The organism is Kangiella sediminilitoris (genome assembly GCF_001708405.1).
Taxonomy (GTDB): Bacteria; Pseudomonadota; Gammaproteobacteria; order Enterobacterales; family Kangiellaceae; genus Kangiella; species Kangiella sediminilitoris.
On sequence record NZ_CP012418.1, the window covers coordinates 2,050,423 to 2,071,649 of the forward strand.

19 protein-coding genes are annotated in these 21,227 nt (G+C 43.5%); 3 read left to right on the forward strand and 16 right to left on the reverse strand.

Annotated elements, in window-relative coordinates; translation table 11 throughout:
- Nucleotides 1-2: 2 nt before the first annotated feature.
- The 13 genes from KS2013_RS09545 to KS2013_RS09605 all read right to left on the reverse strand — a co-directional run bounded on the left by KS2013_RS09545 (nt 3) and on the right by KS2013_RS09605 (nt 14,630).
- Nucleotides 3-2,417, reverse strand: coding sequence for a heavy metal translocating P-type ATPase (locus tag KS2013_RS09545; RefSeq protein WP_068993055.1), 2,415 nt, complete (start codon nt 2,415-2,417; stop codon nt 3-5).
- A complete protein-coding gene (locus KS2013_RS09550) occupies nt 2,418-2,912 on the reverse strand; it encodes a FixH family protein (protein ID WP_068993058.1) in 495 nt (164 codons plus the stop codon).
- 3 nt (nt 2,913-2,915) lie between these two features.
- Nucleotides 2,916-4,328: a cytochrome c oxidase accessory protein CcoG gene (gene ccoG / locus KS2013_RS09555; protein ID WP_068993060.1), complete on the reverse strand. Its 1,413-nt coding sequence runs from the start codon at nt 4,326-4,328 to the stop codon at nt 2,916-2,918.
- Nucleotides 4,329-4,345: 17 nt separating this feature from the next.
- On the reverse strand, nt 4,346-5,251 hold the full coding sequence (ccoP, locus tag KS2013_RS09560; protein ID WP_068993064.1) for a cytochrome-c oxidase, cbb3-type subunit III: 906 nt from the start codon (nt 5,249-5,251) through the stop codon (nt 4,346-4,348).
- Nucleotides 5,244-5,417 (reverse strand): cbb3-type cytochrome oxidase subunit 3, encoded by a 174-nt coding sequence (locus KS2013_RS09565; protein ID WP_068993067.1) that lies wholly within the window; start codon nt 5,415-5,417, stop codon nt 5,244-5,246. The genes ccoP and KS2013_RS09565 overlap by 8 nt, the downstream gene beginning before the upstream one ends.
- 2 nt (nt 5,418-5,419) lie before the next feature.
- Nucleotides 5,420-6,058, reverse strand: a complete 639-nt coding sequence (gene ccoO, locus KS2013_RS09570) for a cytochrome-c oxidase, cbb3-type subunit II (protein WP_068993070.1) — start codon at nt 6,056-6,058, stop codon at nt 5,420-5,422.
- Nucleotides 6,059-6,069: 11 nt separating this feature from the next.
- On the reverse strand, nt 6,070-7,500 hold the full coding sequence (gene ccoN, locus KS2013_RS09575; RefSeq protein WP_068993076.1) for a cytochrome-c oxidase, cbb3-type subunit I: 1,431 nt from the start codon (nt 7,498-7,500) through the stop codon (nt 6,070-6,072).
- Between the two features lie 263 nt (nt 7,501-7,763).
- On the reverse strand, nt 7,764-9,074 hold the full coding sequence (argH, locus tag KS2013_RS09580; RefSeq protein ID WP_068993079.1) for an argininosuccinate lyase: 1,311 nt from the start codon (nt 9,072-9,074) through the stop codon (nt 7,764-7,766).
- Between the two features lie 10 nt (nt 9,075-9,084).
- Nucleotides 9,085-10,017 (reverse strand): N-acetyl-gamma-glutamyl-phosphate reductase, encoded by a 933-nt coding sequence (argC, locus tag KS2013_RS09585; protein WP_068993084.1) that lies wholly within the window; start codon nt 10,015-10,017, stop codon nt 9,085-9,087.
- Nucleotides 10,007-11,338: an acetylglutamate kinase gene (locus KS2013_RS09590; protein ID WP_068993088.1), complete on the reverse strand. Its 1,332-nt coding sequence runs from the start codon at nt 11,336-11,338 to the stop codon at nt 10,007-10,009. Before KS2013_RS09590 ends, argC begins: the two co-directional genes overlap by 11 nt.
- A complete protein-coding gene (locus KS2013_RS09595; RefSeq protein WP_068993091.1) occupies nt 11,331-12,410 on the reverse strand; it encodes an acetylornithine deacetylase in 1,080 nt (359 codons plus the stop codon). The genes KS2013_RS09590 and KS2013_RS09595 overlap by 8 nt, the downstream gene beginning before the upstream one ends.
- The gene (locus KS2013_RS09600) at nt 12,407-13,618 is read right to left on the reverse strand and encodes an argininosuccinate synthase (protein ID WP_068993095.1); all 1,212 of its coding nucleotides are present in this window, start codon (nt 13,616-13,618) and stop codon (nt 12,407-12,409) included. The genes KS2013_RS09595 and KS2013_RS09600 overlap by 4 nt, the downstream gene beginning before the upstream one ends.
- Before the next feature lie 10 nt (nt 13,619-13,628).
- Entirely contained in the window at nt 13,629-14,630 is a 1,002-nt protein-coding gene (locus tag KS2013_RS09605; protein ID WP_068993098.1) for an N-acetylornithine carbamoyltransferase, read from the reverse strand.
- 542 nt (nt 14,631-15,172) lie between these two features.
- Between KS2013_RS09605 and KS2013_RS09610 the strand changes: the two genes are divergently transcribed.
- The 3 genes from KS2013_RS09610 (at nt 15,173) to KS2013_RS09620 (ending at nt 18,043) form a co-directional block, all read left to right on the forward strand.
- On the forward strand, nt 15,173-16,675 hold the full coding sequence (locus KS2013_RS09610; RefSeq protein ID WP_068993101.1) for a S10 family peptidase: 1,503 nt from the start codon (nt 15,173-15,175) through the stop codon (nt 16,673-16,675).
- 289 nt (nt 16,676-16,964) lie between these two features.
- Entirely contained in the window at nt 16,965-17,534 is a 570-nt protein-coding gene (gene efpL, locus KS2013_RS09615; protein ID WP_068993104.1) for an elongation factor P-like protein EfpL, read from the forward strand.
- A 14-nt stretch (nt 17,535-17,548) separates the two neighbouring features.
- A complete protein-coding gene (locus tag KS2013_RS09620; RefSeq protein ID WP_068993115.1) occupies nt 17,549-18,043 on the forward strand; it encodes a hypothetical protein in 495 nt (164 codons plus the stop codon).
- Nucleotides 18,044-18,228: 185 nt separating this feature from the next.
- Here KS2013_RS09620 and KS2013_RS09625 read toward each other — a convergent pair whose 3' ends face one another.
- From KS2013_RS09625 to KS2013_RS09635, 3 genes are all read right to left on the reverse strand, one after another.
- Nucleotides 18,229-19,419 carry a DUF418 domain-containing protein gene (locus tag KS2013_RS09625; protein ID WP_068993118.1) on the reverse strand — a complete coding sequence of 397 codons (1,191 nt, stop codon included), beginning with the start codon at nt 19,417-19,419 and terminating at the stop codon, nt 18,229-18,231.
- Nucleotides 19,420-19,518: 99 nt separating this feature from the next.
- Complete coding sequence (locus KS2013_RS09630; protein ID WP_068993121.1) at nt 19,519-20,820, reverse strand: adenylosuccinate synthase; 1,302 nt, start codon at nt 20,818-20,820, stop codon at nt 19,519-19,521.
- Between the two features lie 199 nt (nt 20,821-21,019).
- Nucleotides 21,020-21,205, reverse strand: coding sequence for a DUF2065 domain-containing protein (locus tag KS2013_RS09635; protein WP_068993125.1), 186 nt, complete (start codon nt 21,203-21,205; stop codon nt 21,020-21,022).
- Nucleotides 21,206-21,227 lie beyond the last annotated feature (22 nt).

Genomic DNA, 21,227 nt, shown 5'->3' on the forward strand with positions numbered 1-21,227 from the left:
GTTTACTTTTTTAATCTCAAAGAATTAATAACAACCACGACCGAGCTGAACGACATCCCCAGTGCTGCCAGGTAAGGAGGAATGAATCCCATCGCAGCTACCGGTATCATCGTAACATTGTAAACCAAAGCCCATAATAGGTTTTGCTTGATCACACTTTGTGTTTGTTTCGATTTATTCAAAGCAAAATCTATGTCCGACAAATTATCTGATAACAAATAACAGTCAGCACTGACTCGTGTCATATCGGCGGCATCGGCCATCGCCATAGATGCATCAGCAATACTCATCACCGGGGCATCGTTGATACCGTCACCGACCATCAAAACTTTGCTTCCGTTTTCCTGTAATAATTTAACGTAAGACAACTTGTCTTCTGGCTGGGCGTTATTCTTCCAGCAATCAAGGTTAAGCTGTTGGCTAACCACCTCAACCTGAGATGATGGGTCACCACTCAATAAATGCAACTTAAATCCCTGCTCTTTAAGACGGCTACTAATCTCCTTTGCTTCCGCCCGTAAGGTATCTTTCAGCAGAATCTTAGCCACCACAATTTTCTCCTGCATTAACCATAAGGCATCAAGATCAGAAGCTTGCTGTTGAAAATCGCTGTCGACTTCTCTGATACAATCTGCATTTCCAAAAGTATACCTTGTCTGCTCCACGTCACCGGTTACCCCTTTAAATGGAATAAAGTGCACATTGGTAGCTAAACATTGAGGGGTTTCGTAAGTCTTAAAAGCCAATCCTATCGGGTGCTCCGACTGTGCTTCAAGGGCCGCGATAATTTGCAGTGCTTTTTGCTCAGTTAGCGAACCAAAAACTTCAACGCTGTCTACGGATAGTTGACCACGAGTTAGTGTGCCCGTCTTATCGAAAACGATATCTGTAATTTCGCTAGAAGCCTGTAGAAAAGATTGTCCTTTCACTAGTATGTTTCGTTGATTGTAAGCAAGCGTTCCGCATGTCATGGCAATCGGTGTTGCAAGAGATAAGGCACAAGGGCAGCTGACCACCAGAACAGACAGCGTGATCCATAGCGCATCTTCTGAGCCCGCATTGACCCAGTAGAAAGCGACACCTGTTGCAATTAGCAGGATTCCCGCAACAAAATACCGAGCAATTTTATCAGCCAGCAACCCTATTTTTGGCTTATCCAGTAATGCCGCCTCTTGCAGCCTTAATAACTTTTGCCAGTAATTCCCCTGCTCGTTTACTCGAGCTCTCATCACAAAGGGTTGATGCGTATTTATACTGCCAGCAAGTACAGTTTGACCATGGTCCACCTTGGCCGGCAAAAATTCACCATTGAGCATAGATACATTCAGCTCAGCCTGCTCGCTCACCAACTCACCATCTACGGCTACACTTTTACCTGCACGAACCAGCAACATGTCGCCGTCCTCTATGGCCTTTATTGCTATGGCTTCCGTCTCACCTGTAAGTGCGTCATATTTCTCAGCATGATTTAGTTTCTGTGCACTCCCTTTATAAATTCTTTCGCTTATTTGCTGCCTCACTCGGAACTCAATGTAGCGGCCGATGAGCAAGAAAAAAACGAACATTGTTACCGAGTCAAAATAAACCTCTCCACCTGAAGTGAATAGCGCCCAGATACTGGCCCCATAGGCGATAAATAAGGCCAGAGTTATTGGTACATCCATATTCAGCTGTTTATTCCTCAAGGAAGCAACTCCACTTGAATAGAAGGGATAGCCAGCATAAAACAATACTGGTGTAGCAATTAGAAAACTGACAGCCCGAATGAGCCATTCATATTCTTCAGCCATACCGCTGAATGCTCCGAGATATAGCGCTACGGCAAACATCATCACCTGCATCATCCCCAGACCCGCCATTCCTAAACGTTTCAACCATGATTTCTGAGTAATTTTTTGCTGATTTAGGGTGTCTTCCGGTTTATAGGGAGTAGCGGTATACCCCAAATGATGAAGCTGCTTTAGTATAGTGCTTAGAGCCACGTCCTCAGGTCGCCACTTCAGATGTATGACTTGTGAGGTAACGTTTACCTGAACCGAGTTAACGCCATTAAGCTTATTAATCTTTCTCTCAATCAGCCAGGCACAAGCACTGCAACGGACCTGCTCTGAATACAGCAAAACACTTTTTTCTGTTTCTGAGGAGGAGTCCAGCAAATAGTCTTCCTGAACCTGCTGTTGATCATAGGCTGCAAGCTCGGATTCAAGATGCGTTACATGCTCCGGCTTATCTGCAGTTTCTGTCCGGAACTTATAATAATCATCCAGCTTGCTAGTGACGATCATATCCGCAACAGCGTAACACCCTTCACAGCAAAAAAGACGCTCCTTGCCTAAAACCTCGAGCGACTTTTTGGTATTTGCTGGGATGGGTAAGCCACAATGATAACAATCGTTGCCGCTATATTGTTGATCCATTTAATAGCCTAATTTGACATCGGTACTGCTGGGTAAGGTAACTTTCTTTTTTATTTCCCAGCCTCCTTGATAGGGGTATACTTTTATATACCAGCTACCATCAATTTGCTGATTAAGCTGAGAATAAAACTGCCCCTTACCATCTCGGGTTAAGGACACCTTGAAGTCTTTACTTGATAATGTTGAGTGCTGAAAATCTACAAACAAGCTATCTTTCATAGGCTTATTCGACTTGAGGTCAACGGTCAATAGTTCATCGGAAAAAACCAGGGTGGCCTGAACTCCCAACTGCTTTGCTTTTTCCTGTTTAGCCAATGACTCGTTGATTGCCAACCCATCTTTATAATAGTTATCCACTACCATGCTATCGGTTGTATTACTGGCAATAATAAACGTTGTAATACCGGCGATTACCGATGACAAAGGCAAGGCAATTAAAAACCATGGCCAAAATTGTTTATACCAAGGTTTCATATCTTGTTGTTGCTCTTGCATTGTCTAACGTCCTCTACGTTGCACAGGGCCAATGAAACTGGCTGGCTGTGTCACTTCAATAGACTTGTCGTCTATACTTTCAAGTTGAAATTCAATATCCATGCTGGTTGATTTAAGCAGATAAGGGTCGATAGCAACCCGTACAGGAACCTCTTTCGTACTTTCAGGCGATAATGTTACCTGTTGTGGACCTTCATACTCAATGCCGTCGTAACCACTCACAGAAATTTTATAGGTATGCTCGCTCTGATCTTTATTCAGAACTCTGAGCTTGTAAATATTGACGATAAACCCTTCTGAGTTAGTCAGGTAAAGTCGGTTCCTGTCTTTAATAATGTCAAGTTCAAGCGGCGTTCTCATCCAGACTGATAATACGAATATAGCCGCCATCAGCATCAGAATAAGACCATAACCTATGGTTTTTGGCCTGAAAGGATTCAATTCTCCTCCGGCATCATGATTTTCTGACGTATATCGAATTAAGTTCTTCTCATACCCCATTTTTTCCATTACATCATCACAAGCATCAATACAGGCAGCACAGGCAATGCACTCATACTGCAGACCATCTCTGATATCAATACCCGTGGGACAGACATGAACACATTGCATGCAATCAATACAGTCACCGAGCCCTTCACTCTGGTACTCTTCTTTACTCAATGATTTTTTACGTGCGCCCCGTTTTTCGCCCCGCTTTTCGTCGTAAGCAATAATCAAGGTATCTTTATCAAACATCGAGCTCTGGAAACGTGCGTAAGGACACATATAAATACAGACCTGCTCTCGCAGCATGCCGGCATTTCCCCAGGTGGCAAAACTGTAAAATAGAATCCAGAACCACTCCCAGCCACTGAATGATAACGTCCATAGTGATTCTGTTAATTCACGAATAGGGGTGAAGTAGCCGACAAAGGTGTAACCGGTAAAAAGTGCAAATAGAATCCAAAGAACATGTTTTGTAAATCGTAGTCTTACCTTCCGAAAACTCCAGGGCGCTTTGTCCAATTTAATCTGTTTATTTCGGTCACCCTCAACCAAACGCTCCATCCATAAGAAGGCTTCAGTCCACACAGTTTGAGGGCATGCATAACCACACCATAAACGTCCAGCTACCGCCGTAAAGAAAAATAAAGCCAGAGCGGCTATGATTAGCAGCATGGTCAAAAAGATAAAGTCCTGAGGCCAGAAGGTTAAGCCAAAAATTTGAAATTTTCGGGCTGGCAGGTCGAATAAAATGGCCTGTTGACCATTCCAGGTCACCCAGGGCATTAAATAATATAAACCTAATAGAAGCCAGGCAGAAAGAACTCGAAAGTTATTAAATTTCCCGGAAACAATTTTAGGAAATATTTTTTGGCGCTTTTGGTAGAGGCTTGTCTCATCCCCTACCACATAAACATTTTCATCAGACATTCTTTTGTTACCTGATTCTATTTAGACTGCTCACCCTCATGGGAAAGGCTGTAAACGTAAGCAGCTACCAGATGAATTTTATGGTCACCTAAAATTTCATCATGCGGCGGCATGTTTGCACTCACGCCATTTCGTATAACATTCTTAATCATGCTGATTGAGCCACCATGTAACCATACGTCATCTTTCAGGTTCGGCGCGCCGAGAGCAGTGTTACCACTGAGGTCTGGGCTGTGACAGGCCTGACAATAGGTTTGGTAAACGCCTTTTCCTTCTGCTACCAGCCCTTCACGGAAAGTTCTCTCAACTTGATTCTCACTTAAGATATAATGCAAAACGGCAGATAACTTTTCCTCTCCGAGGGTCTCCCCCCATGGTGGCATCATGCCCTGACGTCCCTCTTCAATAGAGTAGATAATATCCTCTGGCGTCCCCCCATAAATCCATTCATCATCAGTTAAATTCGGGAAGCCGATACCACCACGTCCATCCGCGCCATGACAGCCGAAACAAGTATTAGCAAATATAGACTGTCCCATTGCCAGAGCCTCAGGTTCATCCTGTAGGTCCTTTATGCTCATGGATGCATATTGCTCAAACAAAGGTAGATACTTCGCATCAGCTTCAGCCACTTCTTCTTCATACTGTTTGACTTGAGACCATCCCAGGATCCCCTGAAACTTACCCAGTCCCGGATACAAAATTAAATAAATGACGGAGAAAATGATGGTGATATAAAACATCCATAACCACCAACGAGGCAGTGGGTTATCGTATTCCTCAATCCCATCATAGACATGACCCGTTGTTTCATTTTCATTCGCTTCAGACTTTTTTCTGCGAGTAAAGAACAGTAGTGCCGCACAACCAATAATATTGATTGCCGTTATTACTATGATGTAGCCACTCCAAAAATCACTCATCTCGCTTTACCTCATTATTCTTAATGGAAGCATTCTCTTCCAAGGCCATCTTTGAAGCCTCTTCATATTGACTTTTACGCTTCTTAGAGAAGACCCAAAAGCAGAGTCCGATAAATAGAACCAACAGAATGACAGTTAATATGCCTCGAATTAAATTAATATCCATGACTACTGCTCCGCTGCCTCTTTATCCGTACCCGAATTTGCCGCGGTATGCTCCCGCCCCAATGATTGTAAATAAGCTATCAGGGCATCAATTTCCGTCACCCCTTTTACTTGTTCCGCAGCATTTGCGATCTCTTCATCTGTATATGGCACTCCCAAAGTCTGCATGGCCTTCATCTTTTTCGCTGTATCCTCACCAGTCAATTCATTCTCCGCTAACCATGGGAAAGCAGGCATATTGGACTCAGGTACAGGAACTCGAGGATCCATTAAATGAGTATAGTGCCAGTCATCAGAATAACGGCCACCCACGCGGGATAGGTCAGGACCTGTTCGTTTTGAGCCCCAAAGGAAAGGACGCTCATATACATCTTCGCCAGCCACTGAGTAATGACCATAGCGTTCCGTCTCAGCTCGGAAAGGACGAACCATTTGCGTATGGCAGACGTGGCAACCTTCACGGATGTAAATATCGCGACCTTCAAGCTCAACGGGTGAATAAGGCTCAAGCGTTGCCATAGGCTCTGTTGTATCTTTCATAAAAAACAATGGGACAATTTCTGCCAGGCCACCAAAACTAATAGCAACCACAATCAAGATGCCCATTAAACCGATATTTTTCTCTACTTTTTCGTGTTTCATGGTGTCGTCTCCTAATGTGCTGGCTGTGGAATTTTAGTGTCAGCTTTTCCTGGGTTACTGACTGTTTTAATGACGTTATAAGCCATTACGAACATACCCGCCAGGAAGATTAAGCCACCCACCAGGCGAATACCATAATACGGATAAGTCGCTTCTAAACTTTGAACAAAACTATAAGTTAAGGTACCGTCGGGATTTGTCGCTCGCCACATTAAACCCTGTGTCACACCGGCAATCCACATGGCCGCAATGTAAAGAACAACACCAATGGTTGATAACCAGAAGTGTAAATTGATCAGGCTAGTGCTATACATTTTTGCCTTCCCGAAGACACTTGGGATCATTGCATATAAAGCACCAATAGAAACCATCGCAACCCAGCCCAGTGCGCCTGAGTGAACGTGACCAATAGTCCAATCGGTATTATGAGAAAGAGCGTTCACCGTTTTAATCGCCATCATGGGTCCTTCGAAAGTAGACATACCGTAGAACGATAGCGATACGATAAGGAACTTGATAATAGGATCCGTTCTCAATTTATGCCAAGCGCCAGAAAGCGTCATGATACCGTTGATCATGCCACCCCAAGAAGGTGCTAAAAGGATAATAGAGAAAATCATACCCGCTGACTGCGCCCAGTCAGGTAATGAACTGTAATGTAAATGGTGAGGTCCAGCCCACATATATACCGCTATTAATGCCCAGAAGTGAACAATTGACAAACGATAAGAATAAACTGGGCGCTCAGCCTGTTTTGGCACGAAATAATACATAATGCCGAGGAAACCAGCAGTCAGGTAAAAACCAACTGCATTGTGCCCGTACCACCACTGCACCATGGCGTCGATAGCACCGGCATAAGCCGAGTAAGATTTAAAAGAAGTCCAGTCAATCGGTAGTGCTGCACTGTTTACAATATGGAGTATTGCTACGGTGATGATAAAGGCACCAAAGAACCAGTTTGCAACATAAATGTGAGACACTTTACGCTTAATGATGGTGCCAAAGAATACGATGGCATAGGCCACCCAGACAATGGCAATCAAAATATCAATCGGCCACTCAAGCTCAGCATATTCTTTACTGCTTGTTAAGCCCATGGGTAAGGTGATAACTGCGGCAACAATAACCGCTTGCCAGCCCCAGAAAACAAATGAAGCCAACTTATCGCTGAACAGTCTGGCATAACTGGTTCGCTGCACACAGTAGAAGGAGGTTCCCATCAATACACAGCCACCGAATGCAAAAATAACCGCATTAGTGTGTAGCGGACGCAATCTACCAAAGCTTAACCAGGACGTATCGAAGTTTAGGGCGGGGAACATTAATTGCGCAGCAATCCATACCCCAAGCGCCATACCGACAATACCCCAAACTACAGACATAATGGCAAACTGCCTGATAACCTTGTAGTTATAGTTGTGTTCTTTTACTTCACTCATTGACCTCACCTTAGATAAGAGACTTAAAACACTCGTATTTTTATACAGTGCATCTTAAGTAAGCTCCGCTCTTACCACTTGATCTAGATCAACCTTTTTAACAATAACTGGCTATTAACAGCGAAAACTTTTAACTACTTAAAATTGCACTATAAAACAACCACTTATAAGAAAAGTCAGAGTAATCAAAAGTCCGCTTTTACTTATAAAAACTAATCCACTCAAGGCCATCATACATGTCGTTGAACGTTTTTTCACCAATCTTAATCTAACAACTCTTTTAAACGCTTCTCAATCCTATCTAAGAGTAGATTTCCGCAACTTCCTGGCGAAGTCCTCTGTTCTATAGAGATCTCTGCTTGACGCTCTTCCAGCTCCTGATAGTTGTCCTTGATATGTCGGTATGCATCACGAAATGCCATGCCATCTTCAATAACTAACTCCACAGCTTTATCCGTTGCAAACATGGATGCCTCGATTGCCTGTTCACATTGCTTATGATTAATTGTCATCCCCACCAACAGATGAGGTACCAACTGTAAGCACTGCAAGGATGAAGATACTCCTTTTAATAAAGGTTCCTTAGTATTTTGCAGATCTCGCTGATAGCCACTGGGTAGAGAAAGCAGTGACTCTAGCTCGGCATAACAACCAACTAGCTTGGCATACTCAGCCCGCATCAACTCTACTGCATCGGGGTTATGCTTGTTTGGCATAATCGAGGATCCCGTACTGAAGTCATTCCCAATTTCAATGAAGTTATACTCACCGGTAGAAAATAAACTTAAGTCCCAGGCCATTCGACGTAAATCGAGTAGTGCGTTCTTAAAACATCCAAGCACCTGCAGCTCAACCTTGCCACGACTGTTCTGCACATACATAGGGTTTATCTGCAGGCGGTTAAAGCCAAGTGTCTTAGTGGTATAGTCCCTGTCCAACTTGAGGTTTACCCCATATCCTGCAGCCGATCCCAGGGGATTACTTCCTATAAGCTCCAGTACCTGCTGCGCGGCCTTTGCATTATCACAAAATGCCTCTGCAAACGAAGCGAACCATAGCCCCCAGCTGGACACTACAGCCCTCTGCAGGTGTGTATAGCCTGGCAGCACATCTTTTTCATGCTGCTTAGCCAGCTTGAGGCAAGTGAATGAAACATCCAGGCACAGTTGATTTAATTGTTTTAATGACTCACAGCAAAACAATCGAGTCGCTACCGATACCTGATCGTTTCGACTTCTGCCCGTATGAATTTTTTTGCCTAGCTCACCCAGTTTGTCCGTCAGATACCACTCAATAGCAGAGTGCCCATCCTCGAAGCGTTCATCTAGTATAAATTGACCCTTCTCAAAATCCTTTAATAGCTGATCAAGGCTTTGGTTGATGATCATACTTTCCTGCTCTGATAAAACGCCGATCCGTGCCAATCCCTCTGCATGAGCCTTACTAGCCTGAATATCAAATGCCAAAAGCTGCTGATCCAGAATGACGTCTCGTCCCGACATAAAAAGCATGATATCTTCGCTTAGCCTGGATTTACTTTTGGTTGATTCTTTACTCCATAATGGTTGTGACATAATCATTCACCTACTCTAAAACAATGCCTGCCAGCTGTGGTAACTGGAAAGCTAAATTAATATTTTGTATAGCCTGTGTGGCAGCACCTTTGAGTAAATTATCCAGCGCACAATTTACCGCCAGATGTTTCCCATCTTGAGATAACTCCCATCCTCCGACAATGGCACCATGACGGTATGTGGCCTGTGCAACCTGAGGGGGAGATTTTTGTAATGAAACCAGTGGGGCTTCACTGTAGAACTGCTGATAAAGGCTTTCCACATCACTAAGCTTCAAGCTCTCCTGTAAAGTAATGTGGCTAGTTAAACTAATCCCTCGGAAAAAGTTCGCAACATGGGGGGAAAACTTCAGACTAAATCCAAGGTGACGGGATACTTCCTGTTCATGTATATGTTCGGCTAATTTATAAGGCATAATATTGTCACGTAATAAGTCTGGATTATTCTTATCTGATGGCGTTGTACCTGCGCCACTATAACCAGAAACTCCAAAACAGCTAACATGCCCCCCAACCAGCTTTTTCACTGGAGCAACACTCAGCTGCATCGCTGTTGCATAACACCCTGGGTTACTTATCCTTTTAGATGTCTCCGTCGGATATACCTCTGGCAGACCATAGTGCCACTGGTCATCGAATCGGAAGTCAGCACTCAGATCGATAACAACCGTTTCCGCTATTTCTCTCTCAATAACTTCAACGAATCGACTGGCCAGGCCGTTGGGTAACGCCAGAATAACCAGCTCTGGTTTTAACTTAACCAGGTCTTGAGGAGAAAGTTCCTCATAAACCAAGGTCGCTTTGCTGTAACCAGCTATATCTTTGCCAGCCAGTTCTCTGGAGCTGGCGGCCAGCAGGTCTATACTAGGATGGCGGGACAGAATAGAAATGATTTCATTCCCAACATACCCTCTTGCTCCAACTAATACCGCTTTAATGGACATCCTGACCTCCCGCTGGAAGTAAAGTCTCAGGCTTTATAGAAGCCTCTTCGACACATTGCTGAATATCCTGATAGGAATTAATACCATTCCAGTAAACTCTCCACTGTCCTGACTTAATAAATCCATCGGCGACAGCAGCATAAAATTTGTTAATAGGGTTATTAACATTGGCACGCCAGAATAATTGCCTGTGTTTTCGAGTGACCTTATCCCAAAGAGCTCTACCGATGCCTTCCCCCTTAGCTTTATGGCTAACCACAAACTTATCGAGATAGGGTTTATCACTGCTGCCTGAGAGGACAATTGCCGCTCGATAACATTCGGTCACATATACTTTATACAATGGCAGTGAATTAAAATAATCCGCGCACAATTCTTTCCCAAATGAAGACTCAATTAACTGTGCAAATCTTTTAGTATCTATTTCATCCCAGCTATCAGCAACCAATGCTCTTTCACCCATATTGACCAAGGTGCCTGAACCTCTATCGGTGAATAATTCTTTGGCCAATAACTCTGGCTTGGTAATTGACACCGAGGTTGCTGAGGGAAGTGCCTGCAATATACTTTTGATCATTTCCAACTTCAGCTTCATTCCAGAATGAACCCAGCTTTGCTGAATCAAATAATCGTAGTGATTTACGATACTGATGTTGGGAATGATTTTATTGTGCTGATCCAGTACGCCTCCGGTTTCAGTCAAAAAGATAATTTTGTATGGCTCGATGGCTTTAGCCAGACTGAAGGTCGCTGCATCGGCATTCACATTAACAATCTGGCCCTGCTCAGTTTCTCCTAAGGGACTAACGACAGGAATGCGGCCTTTAGCAACAGCTTTAAGTAACTGCTCAACTTCAACTGAAACAATATCTCCCACCAGACCAAGCTGCTCTTCACCCAATAATTCACAGTTAAAGATGCCAGAATAAAACGATGTTGCATCCACTCCGGCTTCTTTTAATGTCGAGGTCAAATGATGGTTCTCTTCAATAAACACCTCTCTGGCAGCCTTCAGAACCTTCGGCGTAGTAACACGCTGACCATCCACAAACTTGGTAGTAATATTTTGCTGTTCAAGTTTTTTATTCAGCTGGGGCCCCGCACCATGAACGACAATAGGAGTCAGGCCGACCTGCTTTAAGAAAGATAAAGAAGCCACCAGATGAGCCATTTCATCTTTAAGGATTTTCCCGCCAACTTTAATAACCGCAAACTTCAACCCTTCATCCGATGAAAACCGCTTCAAGTACTTCCGTATCTGAGTTTCACTGTCAATGACACTCAATAATTTATAGACGGTGTCTTTTACCTGATTACTCATGACCTAAAATTCTCCAGTATTGCCTCACAACCTGATCAAGCTGGTTAACACTGACCCATTCATTAGCCGTATGAGCCTGTTCAATGGAGCCGGGGCCAAACACAATTGAGGGGAAGCCTGCAGCTGAAAACAAAGCTGCTTCAGTCCAGAAATTGACGGGGGCGCCAATCTCGAAACCCAAAGTTTCTGCCAGTATTGAATTCTCTTCAGCACCTCCTTCCTTTGGCAAGGATGGCGCATTAAAGCCCAGTGAAACCTGTTCATCTTTAATACCAGTGTAATAAAGAAGCTCGGACATCAGGCTTTTAGTATCCACTTCTGGTAATGGACGCAGTCCAAACCGAATGTTGGTTTTTGGTGATATAACATTGGGTTTAACGCCACCTTCTATGTGACCAACATTGAAACAAGTTCCTGACAACCCATCATAAGTATCTGCAAGCTTGTCCTCTGCCCAACATATGGCCCTTGATATCCAGTGAGCCGCCTGGTGATTGCTGTTATCTTTCAATGCTCTAGGCTCGGAGCTGTGCCCGCTTTCGGCAGAAAGAGTCAAGTTTGCTGTAATAATGCCGCGGTGTGCCAACACGGCTTTTGCCTCAGTTGGCTCGGCAACAATAACGCCCAGGTAATCGTGCTTTTCTTCAAGAAAAGAACGAATACACAGACTACTACCATGCTCTTCATCGGAGGAAAATAAGACCGCATAATCATCAGCTCCCGCCTCTATACAAGCAAGCATACAGGCGGCAGCCCCCTTAATATCGCAAGCTCCCAACCCATAAAGCTTGTCGTTTTGTTCTAGTATAGAGAACGGTTCCGATTGCCAACCCTCAGTAACTGGAACAGTATCGATATGGTAATTGAATAGGTATCTGGGGTTTCCTTTGGTTGCTAAAATATTAACCGACCCCTCACCATGATCCGTCACAGTAACAGTCGCTCCAGGAAGGTTTTCCGATAAATATTCAACAATTCCAGACTGTTGGATCTTGCGTGGAGGATTGGTGGTATCAAACGCGACCAGATGTTGAAGATGCTTTTTTACCTGACTCAAAGTAGGCGCTGTCATACCGCACTATCCTGCGACGCATTAACCGTCGCCCACGTGGCTGTACTTTGGCCAAATAACTTAATAAAACCACTGGCCTCTTCGATACCCCAGTCCGCTTTTTGCGCATACTCGACATTCTTACTCATCAATAAATAAGGACTCGACACAGCGACTGCTTCGATATGATTCGGTGCTAATTTTAGCTCAACAGTACCAGTAACCTTCTTCTGACTAGACTCTAGTAGAGCTTCAAGGTTTTTAGTTAGAGGGTCAAAGTAAAACCCCTGATAAACCAGATCGACCCATTTTTTAGCTACTAAGGGCTTGAAGTGGTTTTGCTGTTGAGTAAGAACAACCTCTTCTAGAGCGCGGTGTGCTTTTAATAAACCCATCAGCGCGGGAGCTTCAAAGACTATGCGCCCTTTCAGACCGATTATGGTATCGCCGGTATAGATACCACGCCCAACTCCATATTCACCCAGTATTGAATTCATTTCCTGCAGGGCGGAAACGCCATCAATGTCTTTCCCATTAAGCTGGCTTAGTACTCCCTGCTCAAAAGTTAGAGAAATTAGCTGGGGTTTCAGTGTGTTGCTTTCGGGGTTCTGAGTTAAAACATAAGTGTTATCCTCAGGTGCCTGCCATTTATCAATTGCTCCCCCTGAAATGGTCACACCCAGCAGGTTTTCATTCACACTGTATTCTTTATGAACCACTGACACTTCATGGCCATGCTTACTCAGATAATCAATTTCATATTCTCTGACATTAACCACCTCTTTTTGAATATCCCTGATAGGTGAGAGAATCGTAAGATCACTGAGTGCCTTTATCGAAAGATCAAACCTCACCTGATCGTTGCCCATACCTGTACAGCCGTGAGCGACATATGATGTACCCAGCTGATGGCATAGTTTGACAGCCTCTTCTGCAATCAGGTACCTGTCAGCGCATAGTACCGGATACTGATCCTGGTATAACGCACTCCCCCAGATTAAAGGCTTGACTATCGTATTCCACAACTGCTCCTGTCCATTAATGTTCCAGTGTTTTTTGGCACCAAGTTGTATCGCGGTCGACTCAATATCTTTCACCGCCTGCTCAGAAACACCACCGGTATTAACAAAAAGTGTATGCACCTCATATCCTTTATCAATTAAATAAGGAACACAAAAGCTGGTGTCCAGGCCACCTGAAAATGCTAAAACGACTTTTTCTTTACTCACAATATTCACCCTAAGAATGATTCATTAATGTATTCATGATTGATTTCTGAACGTGAAGCCTGTTTCCTGCTTCTTGAATAGCGACACAATTTTTTGAGTCCACAACAGCATCTGTTGCTTTGATATTTCGTCTTAATGGAAGGCAGTGGCTAAATAAGGCGTTATTGGTTTTTGCCATTTTCTGTTCGTCTACAATGAAGTGCTTATACTGATCCCGAATCACCTTTTCTTGTTGCCATTGTCCGAAGTAAGGTAGCGCACCCCAGCTTTTGGCATAAACGATATCAGCATTGTCATAAGCTGAGTCAATATCATGAGAAACGGTTAGCTGATTACTATGCTCTGAGCTATAGGTGTGGCCAAGATTCATATAGTGTTCATCAAGGACATACTCTTCCGTCGGACAAAGCAGGGTGACGTCCATACCAAACTTGGTTGCAATCATCAGAGCAGAATTAGCAACTGCAGTATTCAGCGGTTTAGGATGATAGGTCCAAGTCAATACATATTTCTTTCCTTTCAGATCGCCCAGCTGCTCTTGTAAGGTCATGATATGAGCTAACTCCTGGCATGGGTGGGTAATGGTTTCCATGTTGATCACGGGAACAATGGAGTGTTCAGCCAGAGCATTGATGAGCTTGTCCTGACGATCTTCCTGCCAGTTTTTAAATTTGGGAAATGCTCTCACCGCAATAAGGTCACAGTACTCTGATAGGACTTGAGCAACTTCCTTAATATGCTCTTCTGCATCACCGTCCATCACGGACCCTAGCTCAAACTCGATAGGCCAGGCATCTTTCCCGGGTTGCAAAACTACAGCTTGACCACCCAGCTGATGAACACCAAGTTCAAAACTGGTTCTTGTTCTAAGTGACGGATTAAAAAATAGCAGTGCAACAGACTTTTCTTTCAGTAATGGCTGAAATTTGTTTTGTTTTAACTCTACCGCAAAGTCAATCAGCTCCTGTAGCGAGGAGTGTGACCAATGCTCTGTCGTTAAAAAGTGCTTCATGGCAAATACCTTTCGGTCATGCCATCGGGAGGGAGTTTTTAGACGCTCATAAAAAAACCCAGCCGATGGCTGGGTTTCAAATTCTTTAGTGATTTTCGTCAGGCACTAACAATTCCCAGCCGGCATAATACGGCTGCGACGTCGTTGTTGTACTGAGCTGCAATCGGCAACTATGGTTAGTGTCTCTAAAATCATTTCGTTTCTTCGTTTATTGGTTAAACTATCGTCAACGCAAAGAAATTTACACCGATTTGATTTGCTTGTAAACACTAAATATCACTTTATCCACACCAGCACTGACTCTGCTCTATCAAAAACAACTCAGGTATTGAGCAAAGATATTGATTACTAGAGAGTTTTTATCAAAAAGCACTGATAGAAATTTTTTTTGTGGTAACAGCCGAACTGATGACTTAGGTTGAAGTTCCCCGGAAGTCTTTGCCAGTAATGTTTTCTTACATCTAACAGCTTTGCCCACCCTTCAATTACTTGGTAATCTTTGTAAACTTGTGAAATCCGTCCATTTTTATTGGGGAGAAACCATGAAACAGCTTGCCTACTCTATTTTTCTGGCCGTCAGCCTAACTCTGAGCAACCTGGCTCTAGCCGATGAAAAACAAGAGTCATCACCCAACCCTTATCCCGAAGAAAAAACAGTAGTCACTGATCACTCAGTAGAAATCGGTGGCAAAACCATAAAATATAAAGCCACAACGGGAAACTCCTTTGTCTATAACGATAACAATGAAGTTATAGGCTCTATCTTCTTCACTGCTTATACCAAGAAAGGGACCAATCCTGAAAATAGGCCTATAACTTTTGCCTATAATGGTGGGCCAGGCTCAGCATCAGTCTGGTTGCACATGGGAGCTTTAGGCCCGAAGCGAGTCGTCATGGATAAAGAGGGATTTCCTCTAAAGCCACCTTTTGATCTTATCGATAACGAATACTCTCTTCTCGACCTAACAGATATTGTGTTCATTGATCCGGTAGGCACAGGCTACAGTCGTGCGCACGACAAAGGTACTGACAAGGATTTCCATGGCGTGTGGGAAGACATTCGTACAGTCTCTGAGTTTATTCGCCTTTACATGACACGTAATGAGCGCTGGAGTTCGCCTAAATTCCTGGCTGGCGAAAGCTATGGTACGACTCGCTCTGCGGGTATTGCTTACCATATGGGACAAAATCATGGTGTTTACTTTAATGGCATCATGCTGATTTCGAGCGTCCTCGATTTCAGGCTTGATGATTTTAATGATAAGAACGGCGTACTTGCTCCTATTACCATGCTACCTAGTTACACGGCGGCTGCCTGGTACCATAAAAAGCTCAATGCTCCTTTAAGTAATGATCTCCAAGGCTCGATCCAGCAGGCTAAGGAGTTCGCCATGAATGATTATGCGCTGGCATTATTACAAGGGGATGATCTAGAGCCAAGACGCAAGCTTGCAATCGCGGAGCGAGTTGCAGACTTCACCGGCTTGTCAGTTGATCTGGTTTTGGAGAAGGATCTAAGAATCACTCTAAATGACTTCCTGCATAATATTAAACGTGATGAAGGCGAAACTGTAGGACGTTTAGACAGCCGTTTCACGACACCAGAGCTAGATGCAATGAATAAGCGCGGCTATCGTGATCCGAGCTATATGGCGATTCACGGTACCTACACTGAAACCTTAATGACGTACCTGTCTAAGGAACTCAATTATAAGTCTGACTTGCCATATCATATTCTAGGTGGCGGCGTTAAAAGCTGGAACTATGAGGACTTCAACCGCCAGAGTAACGACATCAGCGACAAGCTGACCGATGCCATGTTGCGCAACCCTGATATGCAAGTTTATGTCGGTAATGGCTACTATGATTTCGCGACACCTTTCTTCGCCACAGAATATACGTTCTCACATATGGGTCTGCCTGCTGAACTTAAAGACAATGTTCATATGTCTTACTACGAGTCAGGACACATGATGTATATTCGTGAGCATGACTTAATTAAATTGAAGAAAGATTTAGCCGAGTTCTTTAAGAAATCGCTGTAGACTTGCTGCGCTTTTTCTCCCCCTTGGAGTCAGCCGAAGCCGTTATAAAATGATAGAGCAAATTAGGCAGGGAAGCCTAATTTAGTCAAAACGAAACAGGACGTTTCGTTTGACGGCTCGTAATGATTTTTAATGGCAAGGGTAATCCGAAGGATCTGACGACGGGGGTAGCCTTCTTTTGGTTACTTTTCTTGGCTACGCAAGAAAAGTAACGTTCAAACTACTATGACTTTCCAATATTTCCCCATAACTATACAATAGCTCAATCTAAACAATTGAGACCATTCCAATGGCAAAAGCTAGTGACATTAAAAGAAACATGGCCGTTGAACATAACGGTAAATTATTAGTGGTTAAGAATATTGAAGTCAGCAGTCCAAGTGCTCGTGGCGCAGCGACTTTATACAAGATGCGTTTCACTGATGTTCAAGCAGGCACAAAAGTTGAACAGACATTCAAAGGCGATGACCAGCTTACTTTGGTCGATCTAACCAAACGCGCAGCGACCTACTCTTATGACGAAGGCGACAACATCATCTTCATGGACAGCGAAGACTACAGTCAGTACACCTTTAACCGCGAAGATATCGAAGACGAATTACTGTTTATCACCGATGAAATTCAAGATCTAAAAGTCGTTATCGCTGACGACAAAGTCGTAGGGTTGGAGCTTCCGCAATCGGTCGAAATGGTTATAGAACAAACTGATCCGTCGATAAAAGGCGCTTCAGCAACCGCACGAACCAAACCCGCCGAATTTGCTACTGGCTTAACCATTCAGGTTCCTGAATATATTTCGACTGGCGAAAAAGTTAAGATTAACGTCGAAGAAAAGAAATTTATGAGCCGCGCTGACTAGTTTACTATATTGAAATGGATATCAAGGAAGTCATAAAGTATCAGAAAGAACGCTATAATGATGAGTTACAGCGCTTCGACCATTTTGAAAATAAATGTTCAAGGTTTCTTAAGTCAATAACTTTAATTTTGGCTCTAATACCTATTATTCTAAGCTTTAACCCGAACGTAATAAAGTTTCCAGAGAATATTTGGGAGTTCATTTCTGTCTTATCATTTTTTGTTGCAACAGCCTCACTAATCAGCTCTTGGTTTCACTGCCTGAGTGCAATTAGAATTGGTGATGTAACTGTCCTACCCTTCGACAAAATAACTACAGACTATCTTTTAGAGCAAGATGACGAAGTTTCTTATCAACACCTATTCAAATGTTATAACGACACAATTGCAGCTCTGAATTTGGATATTGAAATCAAGTCTAATTCTCTAGAGATTGCTTACAAGGATTTGATTTTTTCTGCCTGGGGTTACATAGTACTTTTTATCACCATTTTAATTTCAGGTAACTAACAATGACGAGCAAGCAACCAAGGAAGCATCAAAACAATCAAAGTGACGCCCCTGACACAACGTCTAAAGTGAAAAAAGGTGCTTATAACTCCAACAATAAAAAGAAAAAATAGTAAAATTTATTATGAATTATGCTGGATAGGATGGGTTAGCTTTATAAAGCGTAACCCATCAACTTATCACAATTATCTTGCTGCCCACTCATACCCTTTACGCCAGACGCCTTCTAATGGCCCGCGCTTGAAATAGTTAAACCATACAATGACAAACAGTAACTGGAAGCCCCAGATTCCAACGGTATATATCCACAGTTCACTGCGACTGACTTGTCCAAACAAGTCGAAGCCGTAACCGTAAAATATTATTCCGCAAATTACGCTTTGCATAATGTACAGGGTAAACGCCATGCGCCCCGCTTTAGCCAATAGGTTCTGCAACGGCTTTAAGAAGCTGCTTTTACCCCACAGCATGACAAAACCTAAATAGCCTAGAGCTAACACTATGCTACCGATATAAAAGCCGACACTATTAATACCAACAAAGACTGAGTAGCTAAAGCCTGAATCTACTAGGTACCAGGTCGCACCAAGCGATATGACCAGTCCTAATAGCAAACCCCATAGTGAAAAGTGCTTAAGAACTTGCGGTGATGTTAACGCACCTACTTTCCATAGCCCCATACCAAGCATCATCAAGCCACTACAACGCCACAGGGTAAAATAAATAAAATCTAAAGACTGCCTATCCCAGGCCGCAGCGACTCTACCCGGCGTCAATTCCCACCAGCTACCATTATACTTTTGTGATGCAGCCTGTTGTGCTGCTGTGGCATCTGGAATCCACCAATCGGGGGTTGCTGGAGGACTCACCATGGCCTGAATTGCATTCCATATATCAGGAGCAACCACACCAAAGCTCAACGTCAAGCCAAAGCCTATTAACCACACAGCTCCCAAATTTCGTAACCAGAAGACAATAAGGCCACAAAGAGCATAGGCAACTAATATGTCACCATCCCAAATCAAATAGGCATGAGCCAAACCAAATAGTAGTAGAAAAAGAGAACGAGAGACGAAGGGCTTGGTCGGGCTTACTCCTAATTTTTGGTATTTTCCGACGAACAGCATAATGCCAACACCATACAATAACGCCAACAACGTCATAAAACGTTGCTTAACTAAACCATACTCAAACAGCCACACCCATTGGTCGAGTACTGAAAAATCTCCATAAGCTAATGGGTTATAGCGGATTAGGCTGGGGGTCGAGAAATAGTTAATGTTAATAATCAGGATAGCCAGAATCACAATCCCTCGCAGAACATCTAAGTTACCTAGACGCTGACTTTTCATCTCCATTGCTTCTAAAGTTGCCACAGTTTTTACCTGTTGTTTTTATAAGAAGCCGGTACTATACATTTTCACCCAACATAAAAAAAGCGACCCGAGGGTCGCTTTTTTTATAGTAGCTCTTTATTAAGCTTCAAATGGATGACGCTTAATGATCGTTTCCACACGATCAGGTCCAGTTGAAATAATATCAACAGGGACACCCACTATTTCTTCAACTTGAGCGATAAAGTTTAAGGCTGCTTCAGGTAAGTCATCGATAGTTTTAGCCCCGAACGTTGACTCTTTCCAGCCCGGTAACTCGATGTATTCAGGCTGGAGCCTTTCATAGTCTTCAGCACCACATGGCGTATTATTCAATTCACCATTGACCGGGCACTGGTACTTAACAGCAATCTTAACAGTATCTAGCCCATCAAGAACGTCAAGCTTGGTCATACAAAGACCTGAAACACTATTAATGTCTACCGCACGTTTCAAGGCAACAGCATCCAGCCAACCGCAGCGACGAGGACGCCCTGTAGTAGCGCCAAATTCATTACCACGTTTAGCCAGTCCCATGCCCGTATCGTCAAATAATTCTGTTGGGAAAGGACCGCCACCAACACGAGTTGTATATGCTTTGGTAATACCCAGAACATAGTCGATGTGGCGAGGACCTACTCCTGCACCTGTCGCTACACCACCAGCTGTAGTGTTGGATGAGGTAACAAAGGGATAAGTACCGTGGTCAATGTCCAACAAGGTACCCTGTGCACCTTCAAACATTAGCTTTTGACCGTCACGACGCATGTCCGCCAAAATTGCTGGTACATCTGCGATCATTGGTTTTAACCACTTCGCATATTCTTTACACAGCGCCAACGTATGATCGAAGTCAACCGCGTCCGCTTTATAGTATTGGGTCAGAGCGAAGTTATGTAATTCCATCACTTCCCGCAACTTTTCTTCCAGACGCGCATCATCGAATAAATCTTCAACACGCAAACCACGACGAGAGACTTTGTCTTCGTAGGCTGGACCGATACCTCGGCCAGTCGTGCCAATTTTCTTTTTTTCCTGACGAGCTGCTTCACGAGCATTGTCTAACGCTACGTGGTAGGGAAGAATTAATGGGCATGCTGGGCTAATACGTAAACGCTGCTCAACTGGCACGCTACGCTCTTTCAGCATATCCATTTCTTTCTTCAGGGCATCCGGCGCCAGGACAACACCGTTGCCGATATAGCACATCACATCATCATTTAAGATGCCTGATGGAATTAAGTGGAGGACGGTTTTTTCTCCATTAATGACTAATGTATGACCCGCATTATGACCACCTTGATAACGAACTACCGCGCTCGCATGCTCAGTCAACAAATCAACAATTTTACCTTTACCTTCGTCACCCCACTGGGTGCCTAAAACAACAACACTTTGTGCCATTACTAAACTCTTTTCCTACTTTTGTAGATGAATCGTTCGTTGCCCTGTATGGACACCAAACCGCGCATTTTACCGAGAAAAACACCGAAAATCCCCCTTTTTTTATAAAAAAGGCCATTTTTTCAGCGATTCTCTTCAGCCACCTTTATCAGGGTTTGAATATCAATCATTTATCGGTAAAAACTACAGTCAACTTTAATTAACTGATGACAAATATCCAGCCCAAACCTACCATCATTAGAACTAGCCCCGTTATCCTCAACTGGCTATCCGTCTTCATGCTCATTTCCATGACTATTTTCTTCCAGGCTTTAGGCGCCAACGTTGGTATCAATCCTTCAAGAACCAGCACTAACCCCATTGCGATTAACCACTCTTCTGACATTTTTAACTCCCAATTAAAAAAG

Bases quoted from the DNA above. Each gene is read 5' to 3' on its own strand.
- argC (WP_068993084.1), bottom strand. From the start codon at position 10,017: ATGTCCATTAAAGCGGTATTAGTTGGAGCAAGAGGGTATGTTGGGAAT.
- KS2013_RS09565 (WP_068993067.1), bottom strand. From the start codon at position 5,417: ATGGATATTAATTTAATTCGAGGCATATTAACTGTCATTCTGTTGGTT.
- KS2013_RS09620 (WP_068993115.1), top strand. From the start codon at position 17,549: ATGGATATCAAGGAAGTCATAAAGTATCAGAAAGAACGCTATAATGAT.
- KS2013_RS09590 (WP_068993088.1), bottom strand. From the start codon at position 11,338: ATGAGTAATCAGGTAAAAGACACCGTCTATAAATTATTGAGTGTCATT.
- ccoG (WP_068993060.1), bottom strand. From the start codon at position 4,328: ATGTCTGATGAAAATGTTTATGTGGTAGGGGATGAGACAAGCCTCTAC.
- ccoO (WP_068993070.1), bottom strand. From the start codon at position 6,058: ATGAAACACGAAAAAGTAGAGAAAAATATCGGTTTAATGGGCATCTTG.
- KS2013_RS09545 (WP_068993055.1), bottom strand. From the start codon at position 2,417: ATGGATCAACAATATAGCGGCAACGATTGTTATCATTGTGGCTTACCC.
- KS2013_RS09550 (WP_068993058.1), bottom strand. From the start codon at position 2,912: ATGCAAGAGCAACAACAAGATATGAAACCTTGGTATAAACAATTTTGG.
- KS2013_RS09610 (WP_068993101.1), top strand. From the start codon at position 15,173: ATGAAACAGCTTGCCTACTCTATTTTTCTGGCCGTCAGCCTAACTCTG.
- KS2013_RS09635 (WP_068993125.1), bottom strand. From the start codon at position 21,205: ATGTCAGAAGAGTGGTTAATCGCAATGGGGTTAGTGCTGGTTCTTGAA.
- KS2013_RS09630 (WP_068993121.1), bottom strand. From the start codon at position 20,820: ATGGCACAAAGTGTTGTTGTTTTAGGCACCCAGTGGGGTGACGAAGGT.
- ccoP (WP_068993064.1), bottom strand. From the start codon at position 5,251: ATGAGTGATTTTTGGAGTGGCTACATCATAGTAATAACGGCAATCAAT.
- ccoN (WP_068993076.1), bottom strand. From the start codon at position 7,500: ATGAGTGAAGTAAAAGAACACAACTATAACTACAAGGTTATCAGGCAG.
- argH (WP_068993079.1), bottom strand. From the start codon at position 9,074: ATGTCACAACCATTATGGAGTAAAGAATCAACCAAAAGTAAATCCAGG.
- KS2013_RS09605 (WP_068993098.1), bottom strand. From the start codon at position 14,630: ATGAAGCACTTTTTAACGACAGAGCATTGGTCACACTCCTCGCTACAG.
- KS2013_RS09595 (WP_068993091.1), bottom strand. From the start codon at position 12,410: ATGACAGCGCCTACTTTGAGTCAGGTAAAAAAGCATCTTCAACATCTG.
- efpL (WP_068993104.1), top strand. From the start codon at position 16,965: ATGGCAAAAGCTAGTGACATTAAAAGAAACATGGCCGTTGAACATAAC.